16 protein-coding genes are annotated in these 19,740 nt (G+C 74.7%); 12 read left to right on the top strand and 4 right to left on the bottom strand.

What is annotated here, in order from left to right; all coding sequences use genetic code 11:
• Positions 1 to 24: 24 nt before the first annotated feature.
• The 3 genes from CPH93_RS10840 to CPH93_RS10830 all read left to right on the top strand — a co-directional run bounded on the left by CPH93_RS10840 (position 25) and on the right by CPH93_RS10830 (position 1,743).
• Positions 25 to 693: a HutD/Ves family protein gene (locus tag CPH93_RS10840; protein ID WP_096212652.1), complete on the top strand. Its 669-nt coding sequence runs from the start codon at positions 25 to 27 to the stop codon at positions 691 to 693.
• 277 nt (positions 694 to 970) lie between these two features.
• Positions 971 to 1,180 (top strand): helix-turn-helix domain-containing protein, encoded by a 210-nt coding sequence (locus CPH93_RS10835; RefSeq protein WP_093485135.1) that lies wholly within the window; start codon positions 971 to 973, stop codon positions 1,178 to 1,180.
• Entirely contained in the window at positions 1,180 to 1,743 is a 564-nt protein-coding gene (locus CPH93_RS10830; protein ID WP_096212651.1) for a Clp protease N-terminal domain-containing protein, read from the top strand. Before CPH93_RS10835 ends, CPH93_RS10830 begins: the two co-directional genes overlap by 1 nt.
• A gap of 88 nt (positions 1,744 to 1,831) precedes the next feature.
• Here CPH93_RS10830 and CPH93_RS10825 read toward each other — a convergent pair whose 3' ends face one another.
• Entirely contained in the window at positions 1,832 to 2,713 is an 882-nt protein-coding gene (locus CPH93_RS10825; RefSeq protein WP_006603158.1) for an SCO6745 family protein, read from the bottom strand.
• A 359-nt stretch (positions 2,714 to 3,072) separates the two neighbouring features.
• Between CPH93_RS10825 and CPH93_RS10820 the strand changes: the two genes are divergently transcribed.
• Complete coding sequence (locus CPH93_RS10820; RefSeq protein WP_096212650.1) at positions 3,073 to 4,236, top strand: serine hydrolase domain-containing protein; 1,164 nt, start codon at positions 3,073 to 3,075, stop codon at positions 4,234 to 4,236.
• Between the two features lie 32 nt (positions 4,237 to 4,268).
• Here the strand turns inward: CPH93_RS10820 and CPH93_RS10815 are convergent, their stop codons facing one another.
• The 3 genes from CPH93_RS10815 to CPH93_RS10805 all read right to left on the bottom strand — a co-directional run bounded on the left by CPH93_RS10815 (position 4,269) and on the right by CPH93_RS10805 (position 6,671).
• On the bottom strand, positions 4,269 to 5,420 hold the full coding sequence (locus CPH93_RS10815) for a PadR family transcriptional regulator (RefSeq protein ID WP_093485137.1): 1,152 nt from the start codon (positions 5,418 to 5,420) through the stop codon (positions 4,269 to 4,271).
• A gap of 2 nt (positions 5,421 to 5,422) precedes the next feature.
• Positions 5,423 to 6,352, bottom strand: coding sequence for a DUF4097 family beta strand repeat-containing protein (locus CPH93_RS10810; RefSeq protein WP_093485138.1), 930 nt, complete (start codon positions 6,350 to 6,352; stop codon positions 5,423 to 5,425).
• Between the two features lie 139 nt (positions 6,353 to 6,491).
• Entirely contained in the window at positions 6,492 to 6,671 is a 180-nt protein-coding gene (locus tag CPH93_RS10805; protein WP_006603154.1) for a DUF6104 family protein, read from the bottom strand.
• A gap of 153 nt (positions 6,672 to 6,824) precedes the next feature.
• Here CPH93_RS10805 and CPH93_RS10800 point away from each other — a divergent pair, with 153 nt between their 5' ends.
• The 8 genes from CPH93_RS10800 to CPH93_RS10765 all read left to right on the top strand — a co-directional run bounded on the left by CPH93_RS10800 (position 6,825) and on the right by CPH93_RS10765 (position 19,665).
• Positions 6,825 to 7,226, top strand: a complete 402-nt coding sequence (locus CPH93_RS10800; RefSeq protein ID WP_096212648.1) for a CU044_2847 family protein — start codon at positions 6,825 to 6,827, stop codon at positions 7,224 to 7,226.
• On the top strand, positions 7,226 to 9,445 hold the full coding sequence (locus tag CPH93_RS10795; protein ID WP_096212647.1) for a VMAP-C domain-containing protein: 2,220 nt from the start codon (positions 7,226 to 7,228) through the stop codon (positions 9,443 to 9,445). Before CPH93_RS10800 ends, CPH93_RS10795 begins: the two co-directional genes overlap by 1 nt.
• A 336-nt stretch (positions 9,446 to 9,781) precedes the next feature.
• The gene (locus tag CPH93_RS10790; protein WP_006603151.1) at positions 9,782 to 10,837 is read left to right on the top strand and encodes an AAA family ATPase; all 1,056 of its coding nucleotides are present in this window, start codon (positions 9,782 to 9,784) and stop codon (positions 10,835 to 10,837) included.
• Between the two features lie 5 nt (positions 10,838 to 10,842).
• Positions 10,843 to 14,283 carry an SAV_2336 N-terminal domain-related protein gene (locus CPH93_RS10785; RefSeq protein ID WP_096212646.1) on the top strand — a complete coding sequence of 1,147 codons (3,441 nt, stop codon included), beginning with the start codon at positions 10,843 to 10,845 and terminating at the stop codon, positions 14,281 to 14,283.
• A gap of 107 nt (positions 14,284 to 14,390) precedes the next feature.
• Entirely contained in the window at positions 14,391 to 14,609 is a 219-nt protein-coding gene (locus tag CPH93_RS10780) for a YxD-tail cyclophane-containing RiPP peptide (RefSeq protein WP_096212645.1), read from the top strand.
• A gap of 165 nt (positions 14,610 to 14,774) precedes the next feature.
• Positions 14,775 to 15,950, top strand: a complete 1,176-nt coding sequence (locus CPH93_RS10775) for an FxsB family cyclophane-forming radical SAM/SPASM peptide maturase (protein ID WP_173909773.1) — start codon at positions 14,775 to 14,777, stop codon at positions 15,948 to 15,950.
• 112 nt (positions 15,951 to 16,062) lie between these two features.
• Positions 16,063 to 19,092 (top strand): FxSxx-COOH system tetratricopeptide repeat protein, encoded by a 3,030-nt coding sequence (fxsT, locus tag CPH93_RS10770; RefSeq protein ID WP_173909772.1) that lies wholly within the window; start codon positions 16,063 to 16,065, stop codon positions 19,090 to 19,092.
• A gap of 60 nt (positions 19,093 to 19,152) precedes the next feature.
• On the top strand, positions 19,153 to 19,665 hold the full coding sequence (locus tag CPH93_RS10765) for a hypothetical protein (protein WP_231977265.1): 513 nt from the start codon (positions 19,153 to 19,155) through the stop codon (positions 19,663 to 19,665).
• The last annotated feature ends 75 nt before the right edge of the window (positions 19,666 to 19,740 follow it).

Genomic DNA, 19,740 nt, shown 5'->3' with positions numbered 1-19,740 from the left:
CGGGCGCTTGAAGGGGCCGGAGACATGCGGATTCTGCGGGCGGCGGGGCGGGCCGCCGCGCCGTGGAGCAACGGCGGCGGGGTGACCCGCGAGATCGCGGTCCATCCGCCGGGCGCCGGCTGGGACGGCTTCGCCTGGCGGGTCAGCCTGGCGGACGTCACCCGCGACGGGCCGTACTCGCCGCTGCCCGGGGTCCGGCGGATCCTCACCGTCGTCGACGGCGCCGGGCTGGAGCTGACGGTGGACGGCACCCCACGGCTGCTGCCGGGCCGCTACCGCCCGTTCGCTTTCCCCGGAGGCGCCACGACCGCCTCCCGGCTGTTGGACGGGCCGGTCGTCAACCTCAATGTGATGCTCCGGGAGGGGCGGGCGGAGGGGGCGGTGGAGATGGTGGGTGGGGGCTGGTCGCTGGAGCTGGAGGGTCGGGCGGTGGGCGGCCCGGATCTTGTGGGTGGCCCGGATGCCGCGGGCGGGCTGATTGTGGTGGCGCTGGAGGGGCCGACCCGGCTTACGGTGCGCGGGAAGTCTGGAGTGCGCGGGGAGTCTGGAGTGCCCGGGGCGTCCGGGGAGTCCGAAGTGCGGTTGGAGCGGTTCGACGCGGTGTTGTGGACGGGGTCGGAGGCGTTGCCCGACGGACTGCGGACGGACCGCACCGTGGCGGTCGTCCGGCTGTCCGGCCGCCCGCTCGGCTGACGCTTCCTCATCGACGGGTGCCTCTCGGCCCCCCTTCCTCGCTGCCGGGGGCCCGCCCGTCAGCCCTTCCTTGCCGCCGGGTGCCCCTCGGTCGGCTCAGCCTCATCGCCGGGTGCCCCTCGACCGGCCCCTCCCTCGCTGCCGGGCCCTTCGGTCGCCCCCTCGGCGCTTCCTTCCCGCCGGGCGCCCGCCGTCCCCGCCCGCAATCGCCTACCCGACTCGGAATCCGTGTCAATGAAGGTTGACGCAGCCCCTCGCGTCAACCTAAATTGACATCATGAGCGAAGCAACGGATCTCGCCGAGCGGGCGGGTGACCGCGACCCCAGGGTCGGACTCCGTGCCGTGGCCGCGCTCCGCCGGCTGCTGGAACAGCTCGAAGCCGTACAGGTGCGCAGCGCCCGGGCGAAGGGCTGGTCGTGGCAGGAGATCGCGGCGGAGCTGGGGGTCAGCAGGCAGGCGGTCCACAAGAAGCACGGGAGGCGCTGATGTTCGAGAAGTTCACGGCCGAGGCGCGCGCAGTGGTGAGCTGTGCCGCTGAGCAGGCGGACCGTACGGGCAGCGACACGATCGGCGAGCCGGAGCTGCTGCTCGCCCTGCTGGACCGGACGGATTCACCGGCCGCCGGGGCGCTCGCCGCCCTCGGCCTCCATGAGCGGCGGCAATCGGTGGCGGACGGCCTGGCGGCGGCGCGCCGGCGTGGCGGGGTCTCGGCGGCCGATGTAGCGGCACTGGCCGGGCTCGGCATCGATGTCGACGCGATCGTGGCGAGCGTGGAGCAGGAACACGGGGTGGGCGCGCTGGCCGCCGGCCGGTCGCCCGGGCGGCGCCGGCGGGTGCGTCGTCGGTTCACCGCGGAGGCGAAGTCCGTCCTGGAGCGCGCCCTGCGGATGGTGGCCGGGCGCGGCGACCGGTCCATCGGCGACGAGCATCTGCTGCTCGCGCTGACCACCGGGCGCGGACCGGCGGCGGCGGTGCTCGCCGACCACGGGGTGACCCACGAGGCGGTGGTGCGAGTGCTGGAGGAGAGCCGTGGCAGAAAAGCGAGTTGAGGGGCCGGAGCGGGCCGTGCGCCGGGCCGCCCCGGGCGGTGCGGAGGCGCTCCGGTGCGCGGCACCAGCACCCCACCGCCGCACCCGGTTACGGGTAAGCGACCTTGACCGTGCCGATGCCCAGCGTGCTGTGCCGCGGCAGATATCCGGCCTCGAAGACCGCGCCGAGGACGGGGTTGAGCAGCTGCGCCAGCCTTTCGGCGCGGGAGTGGCCCAGTGCGCGCCACGGGCCGGCCGCCAGCCGGTCCGTGGTCCGCTCGATCGCCTCGCGCTCCGTGCGGGCGCGCTCGGTCGCGGTGCCGTCCGGAGCGATCCAGCCGCGGGCGGCGAGGCGGTGGCGGGCGTCGCTCCACTCGTGGGCGCTCCAGCCGCGCCCCACGAAGTCGGCGGCCGGCGCGGCACCTATCGCGGCGAACGACACCAGGGCCTCACACGGATCGAGTCCGCAGGTCAGCAGGGCTGCCAGATGGCCGTCGCCGCGGTGCTCGCGGAGTACCGTCGCGGCCTGCCAGAGCGTCAGGTGCGGGGCGTCCGGCCAGGGCAGATCGCGGTTGGCGGCGGCGAGCGGGCGGGCGGCGGTGCCGGCGTTCTCGGCGGCCTGGCGGGCGAGCCGGGCCGCCTCGGCGAGCTGCGCGGCGCTCAGCCGGCCGCCGATCAGGGCGGTCAGCGCACGGTCCATGGCCAGCAGCCGCGCATCCAGCACCTTGGCCGGGTCCGCGACCGTCCAGATCTGCGGGAGGTACCGGGCGATCATCCGCGGGCTGAACGTGTAGTACGTCGCGGCCACCAGCTCCGGCCCGGCCGCGCCCAGCGGAGCCGTACGCCAGGCGAAATAGCTGGGCCAGCGGGACGCGACATCATGGCCGAGGTCGGCGGCGACCTGGCGGGCCTCGGGGGCGAAGTAGAGCGTGGCGTGCAGTGGCTCCAGCAGGTGCCACATCCGGCGGGCGACCGAAAGGTATTCCGACATCGCTTTACCTCATGGCCTTCACGATGCGTGCGCAGACAGGGAGTGGGGCGGTGGTGGTCCGGAACACGGCCCGCCGGTCCGCGGAGTCGGGCAGCTGGGACCCCTGGAGCCCGGTGCCGGACGAAAAGCCGTGCGAAGTAGTGGTTTCCCCGATTACGCCGCGTGAATCCAGACCGCCGATGGCAACTGTGGGTAACAGGACCCGTGTTGGGGCCTCTTCGGATCCGGCCGCCGCCGTCGGGTGGCCGGTCGTCTCCGTACTGGATATTCGATCGAGGAGCGGCGGCCGTCTCCGTATCGTGACCCCGCCGACGGCCCATGGGGGGCCGCCGGTCCCGATGCGAGGAAGTGAGCAGCAGATGCCGTACCACGGAACGGCCGACGAGGGCTTCGGAGCCGTCGCGGACGCATTCGCCCGGAACTTCGCCGAGGGCGGGGAACTCGGCGCCGCCGTCACCGTGTTCGTGGGCGGGCGCAAGGTCGTCGACCTGTGGGGCGGGAGTGCCGACGACCGGACCGGCCGGGCGTGGGACGCGCGTACCGTCCTTCCCGTCATGTCCCTCGCCAAGGCCGTCATCAGCATCTGCGTCCTTCTGCTGGCCGAGCAGGGCCGGCTGGACCTCGATGCTCCGGTGGCCGACTGCTGGCCGGAGTTCGCCCGGCACGGCAAGGAGGGCATCACCCCGCGGATGGTGCTGGCCCACACGGCCGGCGTCCCGCTCGTCGAACGGAAGCTGTCGTTCGAGGAGTTGACCGCCTGGACCCCGGTGATCCGGGCGCTGGAGGAGCAGCCGCCGCTCTGGGAGCCCGGTACGGCGTACGAGTACCACGCCCATGCCTTCGGCTTCCTCCTCGGCGAGGTGATCCGCCGGCTGACCGGTCTGACGCCGGGCGGCTACTTCCGCCGGGCCGTCGCCGACGAGCTGGGCCTGCGCACCTGGATCGGCCTGCCGCAGGAGGAACTGCCACATCTGGCCCGCCTCGTCGAGGCCGAGGGGCGGCCGCCGCTGCCGAGCTCCGACCTGCTGGCCATGCGGGCGCTGACGATGAACGGCGTACTGCCCTTCCCCGGGCTCGACCATCCGCACGGCTACAACGCCCCCGCCCTGCTGACCGCCGAATTCCCCGGTGCGGGCGCGGTCTCGTCGGCGCGCGGTCTGGCCGCCCTGTACGCCGCAGTCGCCACCGGGGTGGACGGCGGGCCGCGGCTGCTCGGCGCGGACACCGTCACGGATGCGGTCCGGCAGCAGTCGGGCGGCCCCTCGTGGTCGGGGCTGCCGGACCTCGGCGCACGCTGGGGGACCGGCGTCATCCTCGATTCGCCGTTCCGCCGGCTGCTCGGCCCGCGCTCGTTCGCCCACAGCGGGGCGGGCGGTCAATTCGGCTTCGGCGACGACGAGTTCGGCGTCGGCTTCGCCTATACCGCCAACCGGATGGGCGGCAGCGGGGACCAGCGGTGCGAACGGCTCATCGCGGGACTGCGGACGTGTATTGGGGCGCCGGAGCCTCGGCCATTGGGTTGAGCGGGCGTGCCGGGCCCGGCCGCCCCGCCGGCTCAGGCGTCCGGATCCGTCCCGGACGCATACCGCTTCGGCTGGCTCAGCAGCGCACCGATATGGGCGGCGGTTGCCGACAGCCGGCGGCGGGACTCCTTCAACTGCTCGGCGTTGACGCCGTGATCGCGGGCCGCATCCCGCAGATCGTCGCGGAAGCGGTCCAGCAGCCGGTCGAAGTCGCGGGCCGGGTCGTCACCGGCCGGCTCCGTCGCCCACTCCGGGGCCGGCGGGGCCTCGGCCGCCGCGTCCTCCCCGGGGTCCGGCTTGCCGAGATCGACGCGCTCGACCGTCACCCGGGTCCCGTGGTCCGCGCCGCCCCGGCCGGCGCCGTTCCGTCCGGCCTCCTCCTGGCCCGCGCCGGACTGGCCGGTGAAGCGCCCGACCTCGCGGGTCACCTCGGACAGCGCCTCGCGCACCGCCCCGGACCAGTCGCCGGTCCGCACCGCCCCCTGGGCCTGTTCCTGTACGCGCTTGAGGACCCGCTGGACCTCCTCGCGCGCGAATGCCTGGGCGTCCCGGGCCTGCTTACGGGCCCGCTGGGCGTCCTGCCTGGCCCGCCGGCTCTCCTCCTTGGCCCGCCGGGCCTGTTCCTTCCACTCGTCCTTGGCGCGCCGGAACTCCTCCTTCGCCTGCCGCCAGGAGTCCTTGTCGCCGAACATGCCGTCGAGGTAGTCGCCGGCATCCGAAAACGGCTGCCCGGCGCCGTCCTCCTCGGCGTCCGGCCGCCCGCCGGTCCGCCCGGCCTTCCCGCGCTCCGCGTCCTTGCGGGCCTGCTGGGCGGCCTCCTGTATTTCCCGGCGCAGATCCCGGGCCGAACCGCTCACGTCCTCCCGGATGTCGGAGGCGAGGGCGGCGACCGACTCCCGGATCTCCAGCTCCAGATCTGCCAACTCGCCTCCTCTGTCGGCGAGTTCGGCCCGTCCGGCGTCGGTGATCGAGTAGACCTTGCGGCCGCCCTCGGTCGCGTGCGTCACCAGGCCCTCGGCCTCCAGCTTGGCCAGCCGGGGGTAGACCGTGCCGGCGGATGGGGCGTAGAGGCCCTGGAAGCGCTCCTCCAGGAGGCGGATGATCTCGTAGCCATGCCGTGGTGCCTCGTCCAGCAGCTTGAGGAGGTAGAGGCGCAGACGGCCGTGGGCGAAGACAGGGGGCATGGTCAGCGCACCTTCTTCCCGGTGGTGGTGGCGGAGGAGTCCTCGTGCGGGCCGCTGTCGTGGCCGCCGTCGGTATCGTCCCGCCCGTGGTCCTCGTCCGCAGGGGCGGGGCGGCGCAGCAGGGCCAGGCCGCCGGAGATGGTGGTGGCCTTGAGGGTGCCGGTGCCCGCGCCCAGTGAGCCGGTGATCCGCTTGGTGCCCCACTGGCCGCTCACCCGCAGGTCGTCGAAGGCGTTGGCGACCGTGCCGGACGTGGTGTTGGCCTCCACCCGGGCGTCGGCCGGGTCGGGCAGCCGGATGGCGACCTCCCCGGAGACCGTCGTCAGCGCGATGTCGGCACCCTTGCCGGGAGCGAGATCGAGAACCATGTCGCCGCTGACGGAGTCCGCGTGCACCCCGCCGCCCGCACCGTCGATGACGGTCAGATTCCCCGAGACGGAGTGGAACCGCAGATCGCCGGTGAGCGACTGCACCTCGACGTTGCCCGAGACCGTTTCGGCCAGCACCGTGCCGGTCAGGCCGACGAGCGTGCTGTCGCCGGAGACGCCGCGTACGTCCGCACGTCCCGTGATGCCCGAGACCACCGCGCCGGCGCGGATCACGCCGACCTCGACGCGGGTGCCGGCCGGCACCGTCACCGAGACGACCGCACTGCGGTTCCAGGCCCTGCGGTCGAGGAACTTCAAAAAACCCCGCCAGGGGAGGTCCTCGTACGCGACCGACAGGACGCCGTCGCGGCACGAGACGGTCAGCGGCGGGCCGTCCAGCTCGCTGATCTCCACCCGCGCGGGGCCGCCGTCCGAGGTGCCGACGACGTTGACCGTGCCGCCGTACACCCGGACGGTGAGCGCCTCGACGGGGTCGGCGATCTCCAGCGTGCGTGGTGCGGTCACCTGCGTCGGATTCTGCAACCACTCGGTCCCGGCTGACATCACTGGCCTCCCCTGTGAGCATTGCAACGCAACATATCGCGTCCTCGCTAGACACGATATATCGCGGATCGCGGAAGTCAAGCGGTCCGCCGTGCGCTGTGGATGAGGGTGGGTGATCGCTACGCGCCCCCAGCCGCCGCTACTCGTCCTCGTCGTCGTCCAGCCGGGCCAGCCAGGTGGCCAGCCGCTCCACCGGGACCTCGAAGTCCGGGTTCAGGTCCACGAACGTCCGCAGCTGGTCGGCCACCCAGGCGAGGGTGACCTCCTCCTCGCCGCGCCGGCTCTCCAGCTCCTCGATGCCACGGTCAGTGAAATACACGCGCTCTCCACCAGGGGTCATGGGTCATTCCCAGCCAGGATAGGCAGGCTCACGGACCTCTCGCGCCACAGACGCCTGCGGGCTAGCCTGATCACCTGTCAACGGTCCCGCGGCAATGGGGGAATTGCCGCCTACGGGGAGCAGGAGGCCGTGATGCACGATCGCGCGCAGCGCATCGAGCTGCCCGACGGCACGGAGGTCTGGGCCCGGGTCTCCCGGCTCGACGCCCCCGGACTCGACGCGCCGGACGGCGTGGACACCGGGGACGGGGAATTCGAGGACGTCGGTGTCTGGGATGCGCTCGGCGCCCGGGTCGAGGGGCTCGGCGAGGTGATCGGCGGGGTCGCCGCCAGCGTCCGCCAGGCCACCGGCCGGGTCGCGCCGCACGAGACCAGTGTGACCTTCGGCGTGGAGCTGTCGGCCAAGCCGGGCAAGGCCGTCGCCCTGCTCGCGGACGGCGGGGCGAAGTCGAACCTCTCCATCACGCTCACCTGGCGTCGCGAGGACCAGTGGCATACGGCCGACCGCCGGGAGCCGGACGATTCGAGCCGCTGATGGCCACCTCCCAGGGCCGGACCGCCGGCAGCGGTGACCGCGCCCGCTACGCACAGCTCCTCGACCACGCCGGGCGCACCACCGTCGGACTGCGCGCCGCACCGGGCGCCCCCGGCGCCCGGATGTGGGGCAGCGGCGTACTCATCGCCCCGGGGTGGGTGCTGACCTGCGCCCATGTGCTGGCGGCGAGCGACGGACGGCGCCGTGAGACGGGGCCGGACGGGGTCTTCGGGGTCGCGTTCGGCGGCCGGGTGGTGCCCGCGCGGCAGGCGTACGACCTGAGTCGGCCCGCCCCGGAGGCCGGGCCCGGCGCCGCCCGCGCCGACCTCGCCCTGGTCCGGCTGCTCGACCCGGAGAGCCGGCACCCCTGCGCCTGGCTCAGCGATCAGCCGGCGACGCTCCTGGAGGACGCCTACATCTTCCGCGGCCATGACTCCGGTGGCCATGACGGTGGCCATGACCGGTCGGGATCGGCCGCGGGCGGAGCCGGGGGCGGCGGGTCGGGGGACGCCTGTACGGGCGGGGGCGCGGACGCGGGCCGCCCCCGCAGCCGCGCCCCCGGTGACGTCCACGGCGACCGTGCTGCCGCCCCCGCCGCCCCGGTGGACACCTTCATCGCGGTCCGCTTCGGTGCCCGTGACGCCCGGGGCCTGCAGTTCGGCAGCGATGTCCGGGTGACGCCCGGCGCCTCCGGCGGGCCGCTGATCGACTGTGACCGCGGTGAGGTGGTCGGCATCGTCAAGGGCCGCCACCAGCAGGACCACGTCGGGCTCGCGGTGCCGGTCACCGCACTGCGCGGACTGGGGCCGGAACACCTGGTGGCGGGCGCCGAGGGGCTCGGGCCCGACCCGTACCACGCGCTGATGAGCCTGCACGACCGCTGGCACTGGGCCGGTCAGGAGCTGGGCCGGGCCACCGGACCCACCTGGTTCGACGCCCAGCACGCGATCATGGCGGGCCGCGGCCGCCTGTGGGGCGTCCAGGAGCGGCTGCAGGCGCTGGACCTGCTCGCCCGTCTGCCCGCGCCGCGCGACCCGCTGATCGTGGAGGCCGCCGTAGGTGAGGTGCTGGACCGCGGCGAGCGGCCCGCGGCCTGGTCGCTGCGTACCTGGCGGGACGGGCACGGCGCGCTCTACCAGGGCAGCGACCCGTACACCGAGCTGCGCACCTTTGTGCACTATCTGCGGATCGTGGCGCAGCTGACCGCCGACGAGGTCCGCGACCAGCCGGGCGAAGCGGCCGCCGCGGTACGCGAGCAGGCGGTCCGCCTCGCGGAGTTCGTCCAGGCCAAGGCGGTGGTGCTGCAGCCGCAGGACCGGCGCAGGATAGGGCCGGTGCGCCGCCGGCCGCGCTCCGTCCTCGTCGAGTTCGAGCCGCTGTTCTACGACGAGGGCGGAGCGGAGCTCTTCAACTGGTCGGTCAGCGAAGGCTATGGCCAAGGGCAGTGGCTGCGGGTGGACGTCCAGGAGTCGGCCGGCGGGGTGCCCTTCGAACAGGCACGGGAACAGGTGCTGCGGCAGCTCGGCGGCCGACTGCTGCGGGCCGACGGCGCCGCCGGACCGGGCGCCCGCGTACGCCTGGAGGTCGCCGTCCCCGAAGGGCACTGGCACACCGCCGCCGGCCAGTGGGAGGTCGCCGCCTCGACCCGGCGCACCGCCCGGCTGCGGCCGGTGGGCCCCGGCCGCGCGGTGATCCTGCGTGACCAGGGGCGGCGCGAACAGGTCGACCCGGCCTGGCTGCGCCGCTGGCAGGGCCTGCGCACCGCCTCTGAACTACAGGCGCTGCGGGTCCGGCCGGGCGAGGGCGCCGGCGCGCGGACCGGCCCCTGCGCGGAGTCGGTCTGGCGGCTGCTGGAGACGGCCGGCGAGGGCGCGCTGCCCGCGCTGTGCCACACGGTCGCCGACGGGTTCGGGCGGGACGCGGTGGGCGTCGCCCTGGACACCGGCTTCCCGGCCGGGCTGTGGCCGGCCCGCGGGCACGGCGAGGAGCAGGCCTGCGACGCCGGCTGCGAGGAGTTCCACCGCGGGGTGCGGGAGTTGCTCCAGGGATCGGGCGGGGTGGTCCGGCTCCCCGAACTGGTGCGGCAGCTGCGGGCGAAGGCCGCCGAGGCCGCGGAGGAGGGCACGCACTGGGCCCGCGATCTGGTCCTTCTCTACGACGACCCGGAGGATCCGATTCCGCCGCTGTTCCCGGACCGGCCCCAGCTGTCGCCGCGATGAGCGGCGCCGGAGCCGCCCCCGGGCGGGCACGGGCGCCGCGTACGCCCCCCGTGCGCCCGGTGCCCAGGGCGGCCGCATCCGCCCCTCGTGCCGCAAGTGGTGCCCCGGACAGGGCACTTGAGCGCCGCGGACGAGTGCGCCGGAGACCGGAAACCGCCCCGTGTGCTTCCGTAGGGGTGGGTACTGTCATAGCGTCGTGGAAGACTTGTTCGTGATGACGTGATGGCGTGATGCGGGTGGCGACGCGGGGGAGGCGGAGCGGATGCCGACGTCTCCGGCGATGCGCCGTGACCCACGCTCCTGACCGATGCCTGGCCGGCGACGAGGAGTTCCGACGTGAGCGACTGGCTCATCTACCGTGGCGCGGGGGCACCGCACGACGGAATTGAGCATCTTCCGCCGCCGCCGCCCTGGCGCGATTTCGACGGCGGCCCCCTCGTGGCGCCGCCCGCCGCCCTCGACCCGTCCTCCGAGCGCCGGCTCGGTGTGCAGCGCCGCGAGGCCAGCCACCACCGCCCCGGCGAGACGGAGCGCGAGCTGGTCAACGCCGCCCTCTATCTGCGCCGCCCGCTGCTGGTGACCGGCGCACCGGGCAGCGGCAAGAGCACCCTGGCGCATTCCGTCGCCTATGAACTCGGCCTGGGCCGGGTGCTCGGCTGGCCCGTCGTCAGCCGCAGCACGCTGCGCGACGGCCTGTACGACTACGACGCCATCGGCCGCCTCCAGGACCTCCAGATCGCCCGCGCCACCCCGGCCGCCGCGGAGAGCGGGACGCCGGCCGGCGCCGACCCCGCCGACGAGCCGGGCGGCGGTATCGGCCGCTACATCCGCCTCGGCCCGCTGGGCACGGCCCTGCTGCCGTCCGCCCGGCCCCGGGTGCTGCTCGTCGACGAGCTCGACAAGAGCGACATCGATCTGCCCAATGACCTCCTCAATGTGCTGGAGGAAGGGGAGTTCCGGATTCCGGAGCTGGAGCGGCTGTCCGGATCCGCCCCCGAGGTGGAGGTGCTCAGCGACGACGGCGCGCAGGTGACGGTGCGCGACGGCCGGGTGCGCTGCCGCGCCTTCCCCTTCATCGTCCTCACCAGCAACGGCGAACGCGACTTCCCGGCGCCCCTGTTGCGCCGCTGCATCCACCTCCACATCCCGGTCCCCGACAAGGAGCGGCTCGCCGCCATGGTGCGGGCGCATTTCGGCGAGGGCGCCGACGGGCGCTACGAAGCGGTGATCGACCGCTTCCTGGACCGCGAGCCCGGCGACGTCCGCGCCGTCGACCAGCTCTTCAACGCCATCCACCTCACCCAGAAGGCCGGCTGGACGGACGAGGACGAGGAGGAGACCCGACGGCGTCTGACGGCGGAGCTGATGCGGCCTCTTGATCGGACGAGGTGAGTGCGGTGCCCCGCGGGGAGCCCGGCCCAGGCCCCCTCGACGAACTCGTCGCCCGGCTGACGGCGGCGGGGATGCCGGCCGACGCCCGCGGGATGGCCGATGCCCTCTGGCTCGCCCAGTGGATCACCCCGCAGGAGCGGGCCGGTGGCGCCGAGGACACCGGGCCCCCGGCCGCGGACCCGGCGCACCGTACGGATCCGGCCACTTTCCGGGTGGGGCCGGCCGTCTCCCCGGGTTCCCCGCACACCGACGGGACACCGCCGGCCGGCCGCGAGGAAGGCCCCGGGGACGATTCCCGGGACGGCACCGACGGCGGCCCCGTGGAGGGAGAGCCGTCCCCCTCCACGCTCCGGGACAGCGCCCGGCGGCGGGTCGCGGAGCTGCTGCCCGCCCTGGACGAGCGGGCCGCCGACCGGGACCCGCGGCGGCTCGGCGAGATCGCGGTCCCCATCGCCTCCGCGTTCCCCGGACTGCTGCCGTTGCAGCGGGCCCTGCGCCCCATCCAGCGTTACCGCCCGCCGGTCGCCCCGGTCCGCCGCAAGCTGGACGAGCCGGCCACCGCCGAACTCTCCGCCCACGCCGAAATGATCATCCCGGTGCTGCGCGGGGTGCACCGCAGGGCGGCCGCCCTGCGGCTGTTGATGGACGGCTCGTCCTCGATGGCCGTCTGGGAGCAGATGCTGCACGACCTGCGCCAGGTCTGCGAGCGCGTGGGCGCCTTCCGCGACGTCACGGTGCACTACCTCCATCCGCACGGCCCGGACGTCGGGGTCGCGGCGGCCCCCGGTCCCGGCCGCCCGCTGCGCCCCGCCGACCAGTTGCACGACCCGACCGGCCACCACCTCACCCTCGTCGTCAGCGACTGCGCGGGCCCCCTCTGGCGGGACGGCCGGATGCAGCGGCTGCTCTACCGCTGGGCCGCCGACGCCCCGCTCGCCGTCGTCCAGCCGCTGCCGCAGCGGATGTGGGCGCGCACGCTGCTGCCCGCCGTCGCCGGCACCCTCATCCGGCGCCAGGGCCCCTACCAGGCCCTGGACTTCCGCCCGGCCCGGCGCCGCCGCCGGCCCGCCGGGGCCCCCGGCGCCGCCGCCGAAGCGCCCCGCGAACGCGCCATCCCGGTCCTCTCCGCCACCCCCTCCGCCCTCGGCTCCTGGGCCCGGCTCGCCGCCGCCGACGCCGGTCTCGCACTGCGCGGCGCGGCCTGTGCCGTACGGGCCGACCACGGCGCCGGGTTCCCGTCCGGCCCGGCGCCCGCGCCCGGGCGCGCCGCACCGGCCCGTATGGTCCGCGAGTTCGACCAGCAGGCCTCTCCCGCCGCCCGGCTGCTCGCCGTCCATCTCTCGGCCGTCCCGCTCGCGCTCCCCGTCATCCAGCTGGTGCAGCGGGCGATGCTGCCGCAGACCGGCCCGGCCGAACTGGCCGAGGTGCTGCTCAGCGGCCTGGTCACGCAACTCCCGCCGCAGGAGGGGCAGGCGGGCGAGCAGGCCGGGGTGAGCGGCCCGTGGTACGACTTCGCGCCCGGGGTGCGCGACGAATTACTCGGCCGGCTCAGCGCGGGCGAGGCCGCCCTGGTCCTCAAACACTGCTCGCTCTACATCGAGCGCACCTTCGGCCGCAGTGCCCGCAACTTCCCGGCCGTCGCGGTCGCCATGCTCTCCGGCAGCGGCCGCGAGCCCGAGACCGGCCGGCGCGCGGTGCCCGAACCCTTCGCCCGGGTCTCCGAGCGCGTGCTGCGCCGCTTCGAACCGGCGCTGCGCCCGCCCGCCCCCAGCCCGTACGTCTCCGACGGCCCCGCCGCGGAAGGCGCCGCCCTCCTGGAGCGCTACGAACAGGACGGCACCGTCCGGGACCTGATCGAGGCCGTCCGGCTGCTGCGCGCCGCCGCCGCACGCCTGCCCGAGGCCGGTACGGACCTCGCGCGCGCCCTGCTGCACGCCTGGGCGACCTGGGGCCAGCCGGACGCCCTGGAGGAGGCGGAGCGGGCGGTGCGCGCCGCGGAACGGGCCACGGCGGGCGAGCCGGCCGCCGGCGACCAGGAGGACGTCACCGCCGGCCGGGAGGCCGAGCGCACCCGTGCGCTGATCGTGCTGGGCCGGGTCGGCCATGCCCGCGCCCAGGAGCGCCGGGCCGAGGGCACACCGGACGAGGAGCGGATCGCGCTGGCCGACGCCGCCCGCCGGCTGCACACCGCCTGCGGGCTGATGAGCCTGCTCGACCCCCGCGTCCTGGAGAGCATGGTGCTGCGCACCGAGGTGCTGCGCCGGCTGGCCGCGCTGCCCGCACCGGCCCCCGACGTAGCGGCCGCCGCGGCCGGTGTGGCGGTTGACCCGGTGGCCGTGCCCGACCCCGACCCGCTCGACGAGGCGGAGTGCTCCCTGACCACCCTCCTCGACCAGTGGCCCAGCGGCGAGGAGGTGCCCGGCGAGGTCTACGCCGCCCGCGGCGGGGTGCTGCTCGACCAGGCCCGCCGGGCCGCAGGCCACCCCGCGGACCCCCGCGCCGCCGAGGCGCTCGCCGTCCGCGCCGCCGACGACCTCGACACCGCCGTCGTCCTGCTGCGCCGCCGCGGCAGCGCCGCCGACCGGCTGGTGTGCCGGACGCTGCTCGATCTGGCGGCGGCCCGCCAGCTGAACGGCGGCGCGGGGCTGCCGTCCGTCCTGCCGATCCTCGAACGCGCCCGGGCGATGGCCCGTGCCCTCGACGACCGGGCCCTGGAGGCGGACAGCCTGCGCCGTACCGCCGCCGCCCAGCGCGCGGTGCACACCCGTACCGGCGCCCTGCCCGCCCTGGACGCCGCCATCGCCGCGCTGGCCGGCGCGCTCCGGCTGGCCACGCCCGATTCGCCCGAGCACAGTGCGCTGCTCGCCGAGCGCGGTGCGGCGCTGCTGCTGCGCGCCCGGCAGGAGCCGGCCGACGGGCCGGGCAAGCGGCTGGCCAACGAGGCGGTGCACGTGCTGCGCGAGGCGCTCGGCCGGGTCGCGCCGCAGGACCCGGACCTGGGCAACCACCGGCTGCTGTTCGGCCGCGCCCTGCGGCTGCGCTACGAACGCCAGCCCTCGCTCGCCGATCTGCACGAGGCCGACTGGATCCTGGAGCTGGCCGCCCGCGGCGCCGACGTCCCCGCCGCGGTGTCGGCCGAGGCCTGGCTCGAAGTGGGCGACGTCCAGCTGCTGCTGGACCGCCGCTTCGACTCCCGGGAGCGCCATGACCGCGCCGCCGCCTGTTACCGCCGGGCCGCCGCGGCCGCCCGGCGCGCCGGCAGCGCCCTGCTGGCCGCCCGCGCCCACCACCGCCGCGGCGAGGTCCTGGAGGTCACCGCGGGGTCCCGTTCCGCGCTGCACGCCTACCGGGAGAGCTGGGAGCAGTGGCAGCGCGCCGGCGAGGACACCGGCCCGGAGGCCCAGCGCACCCGCGCCCGTATGCGTGCCCTCGAATCCGCCGCCTGACCGCACCCGGCGGCCCCTCAGGACTGCCTGACCGTCCCTCACCGCAGGTGTTTCTGCGGACGGGAGTCCGGGAACACCCCCGTCCAGCCGGCCCAGAGGAGAGCAGCGTGGCGACTATCCCCCGCACCGAACCGGTGGTGGCGGCCCCGCCGGGGCCGTCGGCCGAGCGGCTGCCGGACTTCGCCGGGGTTGACGTGGGCGTTCTCGCGGCGCGGACGGAGCATCCGGTGCTGGGCGAGGTGGCGACGCTGCTGCTGCGCAACTGGCCGTCGGCGGAGGACGCCGTGGCGTACTACGAGGACGGCCCGGAAATAGCCTTGCATTGACGATCAGGGACGGTTGTTTTTGGGCAAACGTGCAAGGGAACCGGCCAGTTGCCGGGGCACTCGGTTCTTCGATCGGGGGCGGAGCCATGTATCAGACGACGGGCGGGAGTTGAGCGGGCCGACCGTCGACGAGGGGATGATGCGACGAGGGCAGGGGGCGACGCCGTGGCGGGGGAGACGACCGGCCGGACCGCCGTGGTGCCCTTCCGACAGTTCGTCCTGAAGGTCCACAGCCGCTGCAACCTCGCCTGCACCTACTGCTACATCTACGCCGGCCCCGACCGCAGCTGGCGTACCCGCCCGAGGACCGTCCCGGCAGCGACCGTCCGGCAGACCGCCCGGCGCATCGCCGAACACGCCCGCACCCACCGGCTGCGTGCCGTCCGGATCGATCTGCACGGCGGGGAGCCGCTGCTCACCGGCCCCGGCCCGCTGCTGGACCAGGCCGCCGCCGTCCGCGCCGCGCTGCCCGCCGGCTGCACCGCCGACTTCGGCGTCCAGACCAACGGGACGCTGCTGACCGCGGACATCATCGACACCTTCGGCGCCACCGGCTTCCGGCTCGGCCTCAGCGTCGACGGCGGCACCCCCGGCCTCAACCGCCGCCGGGTCGACCACGCGGGACGGCCCTCCTGGCCCGCGGTCTCCCGCGCCGCGGGCCTGCTCCACGACCGGCCCGGGGTCTTCGCCGGGATCCTGTGCACCATCGACATCACCGCCGACCCCGCCGAGGTCTACGGCTCGCTGCGCGCCCTGGGCCCCCCGATGCTCGACTTCCTCCTCCCGCACGCCAACTGGTCCAGCCCACCGCCCGTCACCACCGGCAGGGGCAGCCGCACCCCCTACGGCGACTGGCTGTGCACCGTCTTCGACCTGTGGTGGGACGGCGGCCCCGGGCCCCGGGTACGGGTCTTCACCGAGATCCTCGGCCTGCTCCTGGGCCGCCCCAGCTCCAGCGAGGCGGTCGGCCTCTCCCCGGTCGTCGCCGTGATCGTGGACACCGACGGTGCCATCGAACAGGTCGACTCGCTCAAATCCGCCTACGAGGGCGCCGCGGCCACCGGCCTCGACGTCTTCCACCACACCTTCGACCAGGCCCTGGCCCACCCCGGCATGGCCGCCCGCCGCACCGGCCGGGACGGCCTGGGCGACCGGTGCCGCGGCTGCGCCCTGGTGGAGGTGTGCGGCGGCGGCAACTACGCACACCGCTACCGCGCCGACGGCACCGGGTTCCGCAACCCCTCCGTCTACTGCGCCGACCTGGAACGCCTGATCCGGCACATCGCGGCCCGCCTCAAGGCCGAGGTCGCGCCCAACTGGCGGTACCCCCACACGACCTGACGCACTGTCGCCACCTGGAGGGACACTTGGGCTATCGTGCCAAAAAGCCAGGGCGTGCCTGAGGAAACAGCCTGCGCACGCGCGCACCATCGCATCCCAGGGAGACGGTCGCATGGTCGATCAGGCCACTTCTTCTGGTTCTTCTGGTTCCTCTGATCCGGCCCGTTCCACCCCGCACATCACCATCAGCTACGCCGGCTTCACCCGGCCCTGGGCCGCGTGGATCTCCCATCAGCTGGAGCAGCAGGGCCACGGCACCACCATGCTGCGCTGGGACCCGCAGGCGGACACCGCGCTGGCCCAGGAGCTGTCCGGCCTGCTGGAGGCCGAGGGCCGGCTGCTGATCGTGCTGGACGACTGGTACTTCCGGCTGGGCCCCAAGACACCGGAGGAGTGGACGGCCGCGCTGCGGGAAGTGGTGCCCCCGCACGCCGACCGGTTCGCCGCGGTGAGCGTGGCCACCCAGAGCCTGCCCGCCACGGCGTCCCTGCTGCGCCCCGCCGACCTGCGCGACCTGGACGCGCGCGAGGCCCACCGCCGGGTGCTGACGCGGCTCGGCATCGCGACGCCGCACCGTCCGGTGGACGAGGACGGGCCCGGCGCGCCCCGCTTCCCGAACGACCCGCCCGAGGTGTGGAACATCCCGCGCCGCAACAACCGCTTCACCGGCCGCGACGGCGTGCTGGAAGAGCTGCACGGCAAGCTGGCCGGCTCCCAGACCGGCTCGGGCCCGCCGCTGGAGACCCGGCTCGCGCTCTACGGCACCTCAGGCGTCGGCAAGAGCCAGATCGCCGCCGAGTACGCCCACCGCTTCGGCAACGACTACGACGTGGTGTGGTGGATCAGCGCCACCAACCGCGGCGCCGCCCGCGAGCAGCTCGCCGAACTCGCCACCCGCCTCGGGCTCCCCGTCGGCCGGGAGCTGGGCGACCGCATCCGCGCCGTCCACGAAGCGCTCCGCATCGGCCGCCCCTACCGCCGCTGGCTGCTGATCTTCGACAGCGCCGACGACATGGAGCAGATCGAGGACCTGGTCCCCGACGGCCGGGGACACGTCCTGATCACCACCCTGACCCGTGACTGGTCGGGCTCCGGCAGCGCCCAGGAGACCGAGGTGCTGCCCTTCGACCGCGTCGAGAGCGTCGCCTACGCCCGGCGGCGGGCACCGCGGCTGACCCCGATGGAAGCCGATCTGCTCTCCGACGCCGTCCAGGACCTGCCGCTGCTGCTCGCCCAGACCGCCGCCTGGCTCGACGCGAACCCGATGTCCCCCAAGGAGTACATCGAGCTGATCCGCCGCGGTGAGCCCAGCCTCGTCGGCATCCGGATCTCCTCCGACTACCCCATGGCCTTCCAGACCAGCTGGGCCATAACCCTCAACACGCTGCGCGAGCGCAGCCCCGCGGCGGTCGAACTCCTCAAGCTCTTCGCGTTCTTCGCCCCGGACACCATCCCCGTCCCGATGCTCGCCCAGGCCCGCCGCGGCGATCTGCCCGAGCACCTCGCCGATCTGGCCGCCGAGCCGATCAGCTGGAACACCGCACTGCGCCGGCTGACCGAGTCCACCGCCGTACGCCTCGACTACCAGGTCTCCGAGGACGCCGACCCGGCCGTGGAGACCGCGCTGATGCACCGGCTCTACCACCGGTTCCTGCGCAGCGACATGTCCGAGGACGAGCGCGACCAGATGTCGGCGACGGCCTGCCGGGTGCTGGTCACCGCCGACCCGCAGAACCCCGCCGACACCCGCTACTGGGAGCGCTACGCCGAGCTGATCCCGCATCTGGAACCGGCCGGCGTCCTCGACAGCCCCGAACCGGCCGTCCAGCAGCTGCTGCTCAACTGCGTCGAATATCTGCGGGTCCGCGGCGAATACCGGATGGGCCTGCGGCTGTGCGAACAGTTCATGTCCCGCTGGCGCACCCGGCTGGCCGCCACCCAGCGCACCATGCTCGTCCTGACCCACCAGCACGCCAACATGCTGCGCAGGCTCGGCCGCTACCGCGAGGCCGAGGCCGTCGGCAGCGCCGTCGTCGACCAGCTCGCCACCGAGCGCAGCCCCTCCGACGCCGATCTGCTGCGGGCCCAGGACGGTCTGGCCGGGACGCTGATGGCGCTCGGCTCCTACGAGCAGGCCTACGACCTCTTCGACGCCGTCTGGCGGGCCTACACCGACCTCCTCGGCCCGGAGGCCCCCCGCACCCTCTCCTCGCGGCACAACCTCGGCAATGTCCTCACACTGCTCGGCCGGTACGAAGAAGCCCTGGTCACCCACCGCGAGGTGCTGGCCTTCCGGGAGCGCGAACTGCGCCAACGACACCATCTGACGCTCAACGCGGGTACCGCGCACGCCCGCACCCTGCGGCTGCTCGGCCGCTACCGCGACGCCACCTCCGCCCAGGAGCTCAACGCCCGGCTGCATCTGCAGGTGATGGGCCCGCACACCCCGCAGACGCTGCGCGCCGAGCACAACCTCGCGCTGTGTCTGCGCCGCTCCGGCGAGACCACCCGCGCCGCCGCCCTGCTGGCCGACCTCGTCGAGCGCTCCCGCCGGGTGCAGGGGCCGCGCCACCCCGAGACGCTGATGGTGCGCGCGGACCACGCCACCTTCCTGCGCGAGCACGGCGATCTGGGGCACGCCCGGGACCTCGCCGAGGAGGTCGCCGAGCGCTATCGCGCGCTGGCCGGCGAGCGGCACCCCTACACGGTCGGCACCCTGGGCAATGTCGGGCTGGTCCGCGGCGAGTTCGGGGACCAGGCGGAGGCGCTGGACCTCGCGGAGGCCGCCCTCGGCGGGATGACCGAGGCGATGGGCCCCGACCACCCCTGGACGCTGGGCTGTGCGCTGAACGCCGGTGCCGCCCGCAGCCGGGTGGACGACGAGGAGGGCGCGGTGGAGCTGGGCCGGGCCACCCTGCAGCGCGCCAAGGCGACGCTGGGGGAGTCCCATCCGCTGACGCTGTCCGCGAAGACGGCGCTGGCCGAGGACCTGCGGGCGCTCCGCCGCGGCCCGGAGGCGGCCAAGCTGGAACAGGAGGCCATCGGGCAGCTCGCCGAGACGCTGGGCGCCGAGCACCCGCACACCCTCTCCGCCCGGCGCCGCCGCCGCCCGTACTGGGACTTCGAACCGCAGCCCGTCTGAGTACGTGGGGGCAGGACGGCCACGAAGGAGCCGCCGCAGGCGAGTTGGTTGGATGGCGGCATGGATACGAATCGGCGCCAGGGGGCGCACCGCATCACTCCGGCCACTGTTGTGGGCAGCCTCGTGGGCGCCTCTGCGTGGGCGGCGGCAGGGAAGGGCCTGCGCCTGCTGCCGGCCTCGGTCGGGAGGCTGGCGGTGGGGATCAGGCAGTCACGGGGGGCGTATGCGGCACAGGGGGGATGCGGGATCGCACTGGGGCTGTTCGGCTGGGCGGTGGCGTTGTTAGCGGCCCAGGGACTGTTCAACGGACTGCTGTATCCCCTGGTCGACGCGCACGATTACCAGCATTCCTGGGGCGGGCCCACGCTGGTGGGTGCCTGGGTGGTGCACGCCGCGGTCGCGGTGCCCGTCGCCGTGGCGGCGCTGGGAGTGCTGCGCGGCATGGTCGCCGTCGACCGGGCCAATGAGCAGACGCTGTCCGGGCGACGGCGCCGCTGGTGGCCGCTGCCGCTGTCGGCGCTGGTGGCGGTCGGTCTGGCGCTGTTCTTCACCGCCTGGCTGCACCAGGTGTAGGGACCGGCGACCAGGGCCGGCTGATCGTGCCGGCATCCGCGCACGCGGAAGGGCCCGCCCCCTAGGGGGACGGGC

Source organism: Streptomyces sp. 2323.1, from assembly GCF_900221035.1.
Taxonomy (GTDB): Bacteria; Actinomycetota; Actinomycetes; order Streptomycetales; family Streptomycetaceae; genus Streptomyces; species Streptomyces sioyaensis.
Note: the sequence above shows the minus strand (reverse complement) of the source record. Positions and strands in the feature narration are given on the sequence as shown.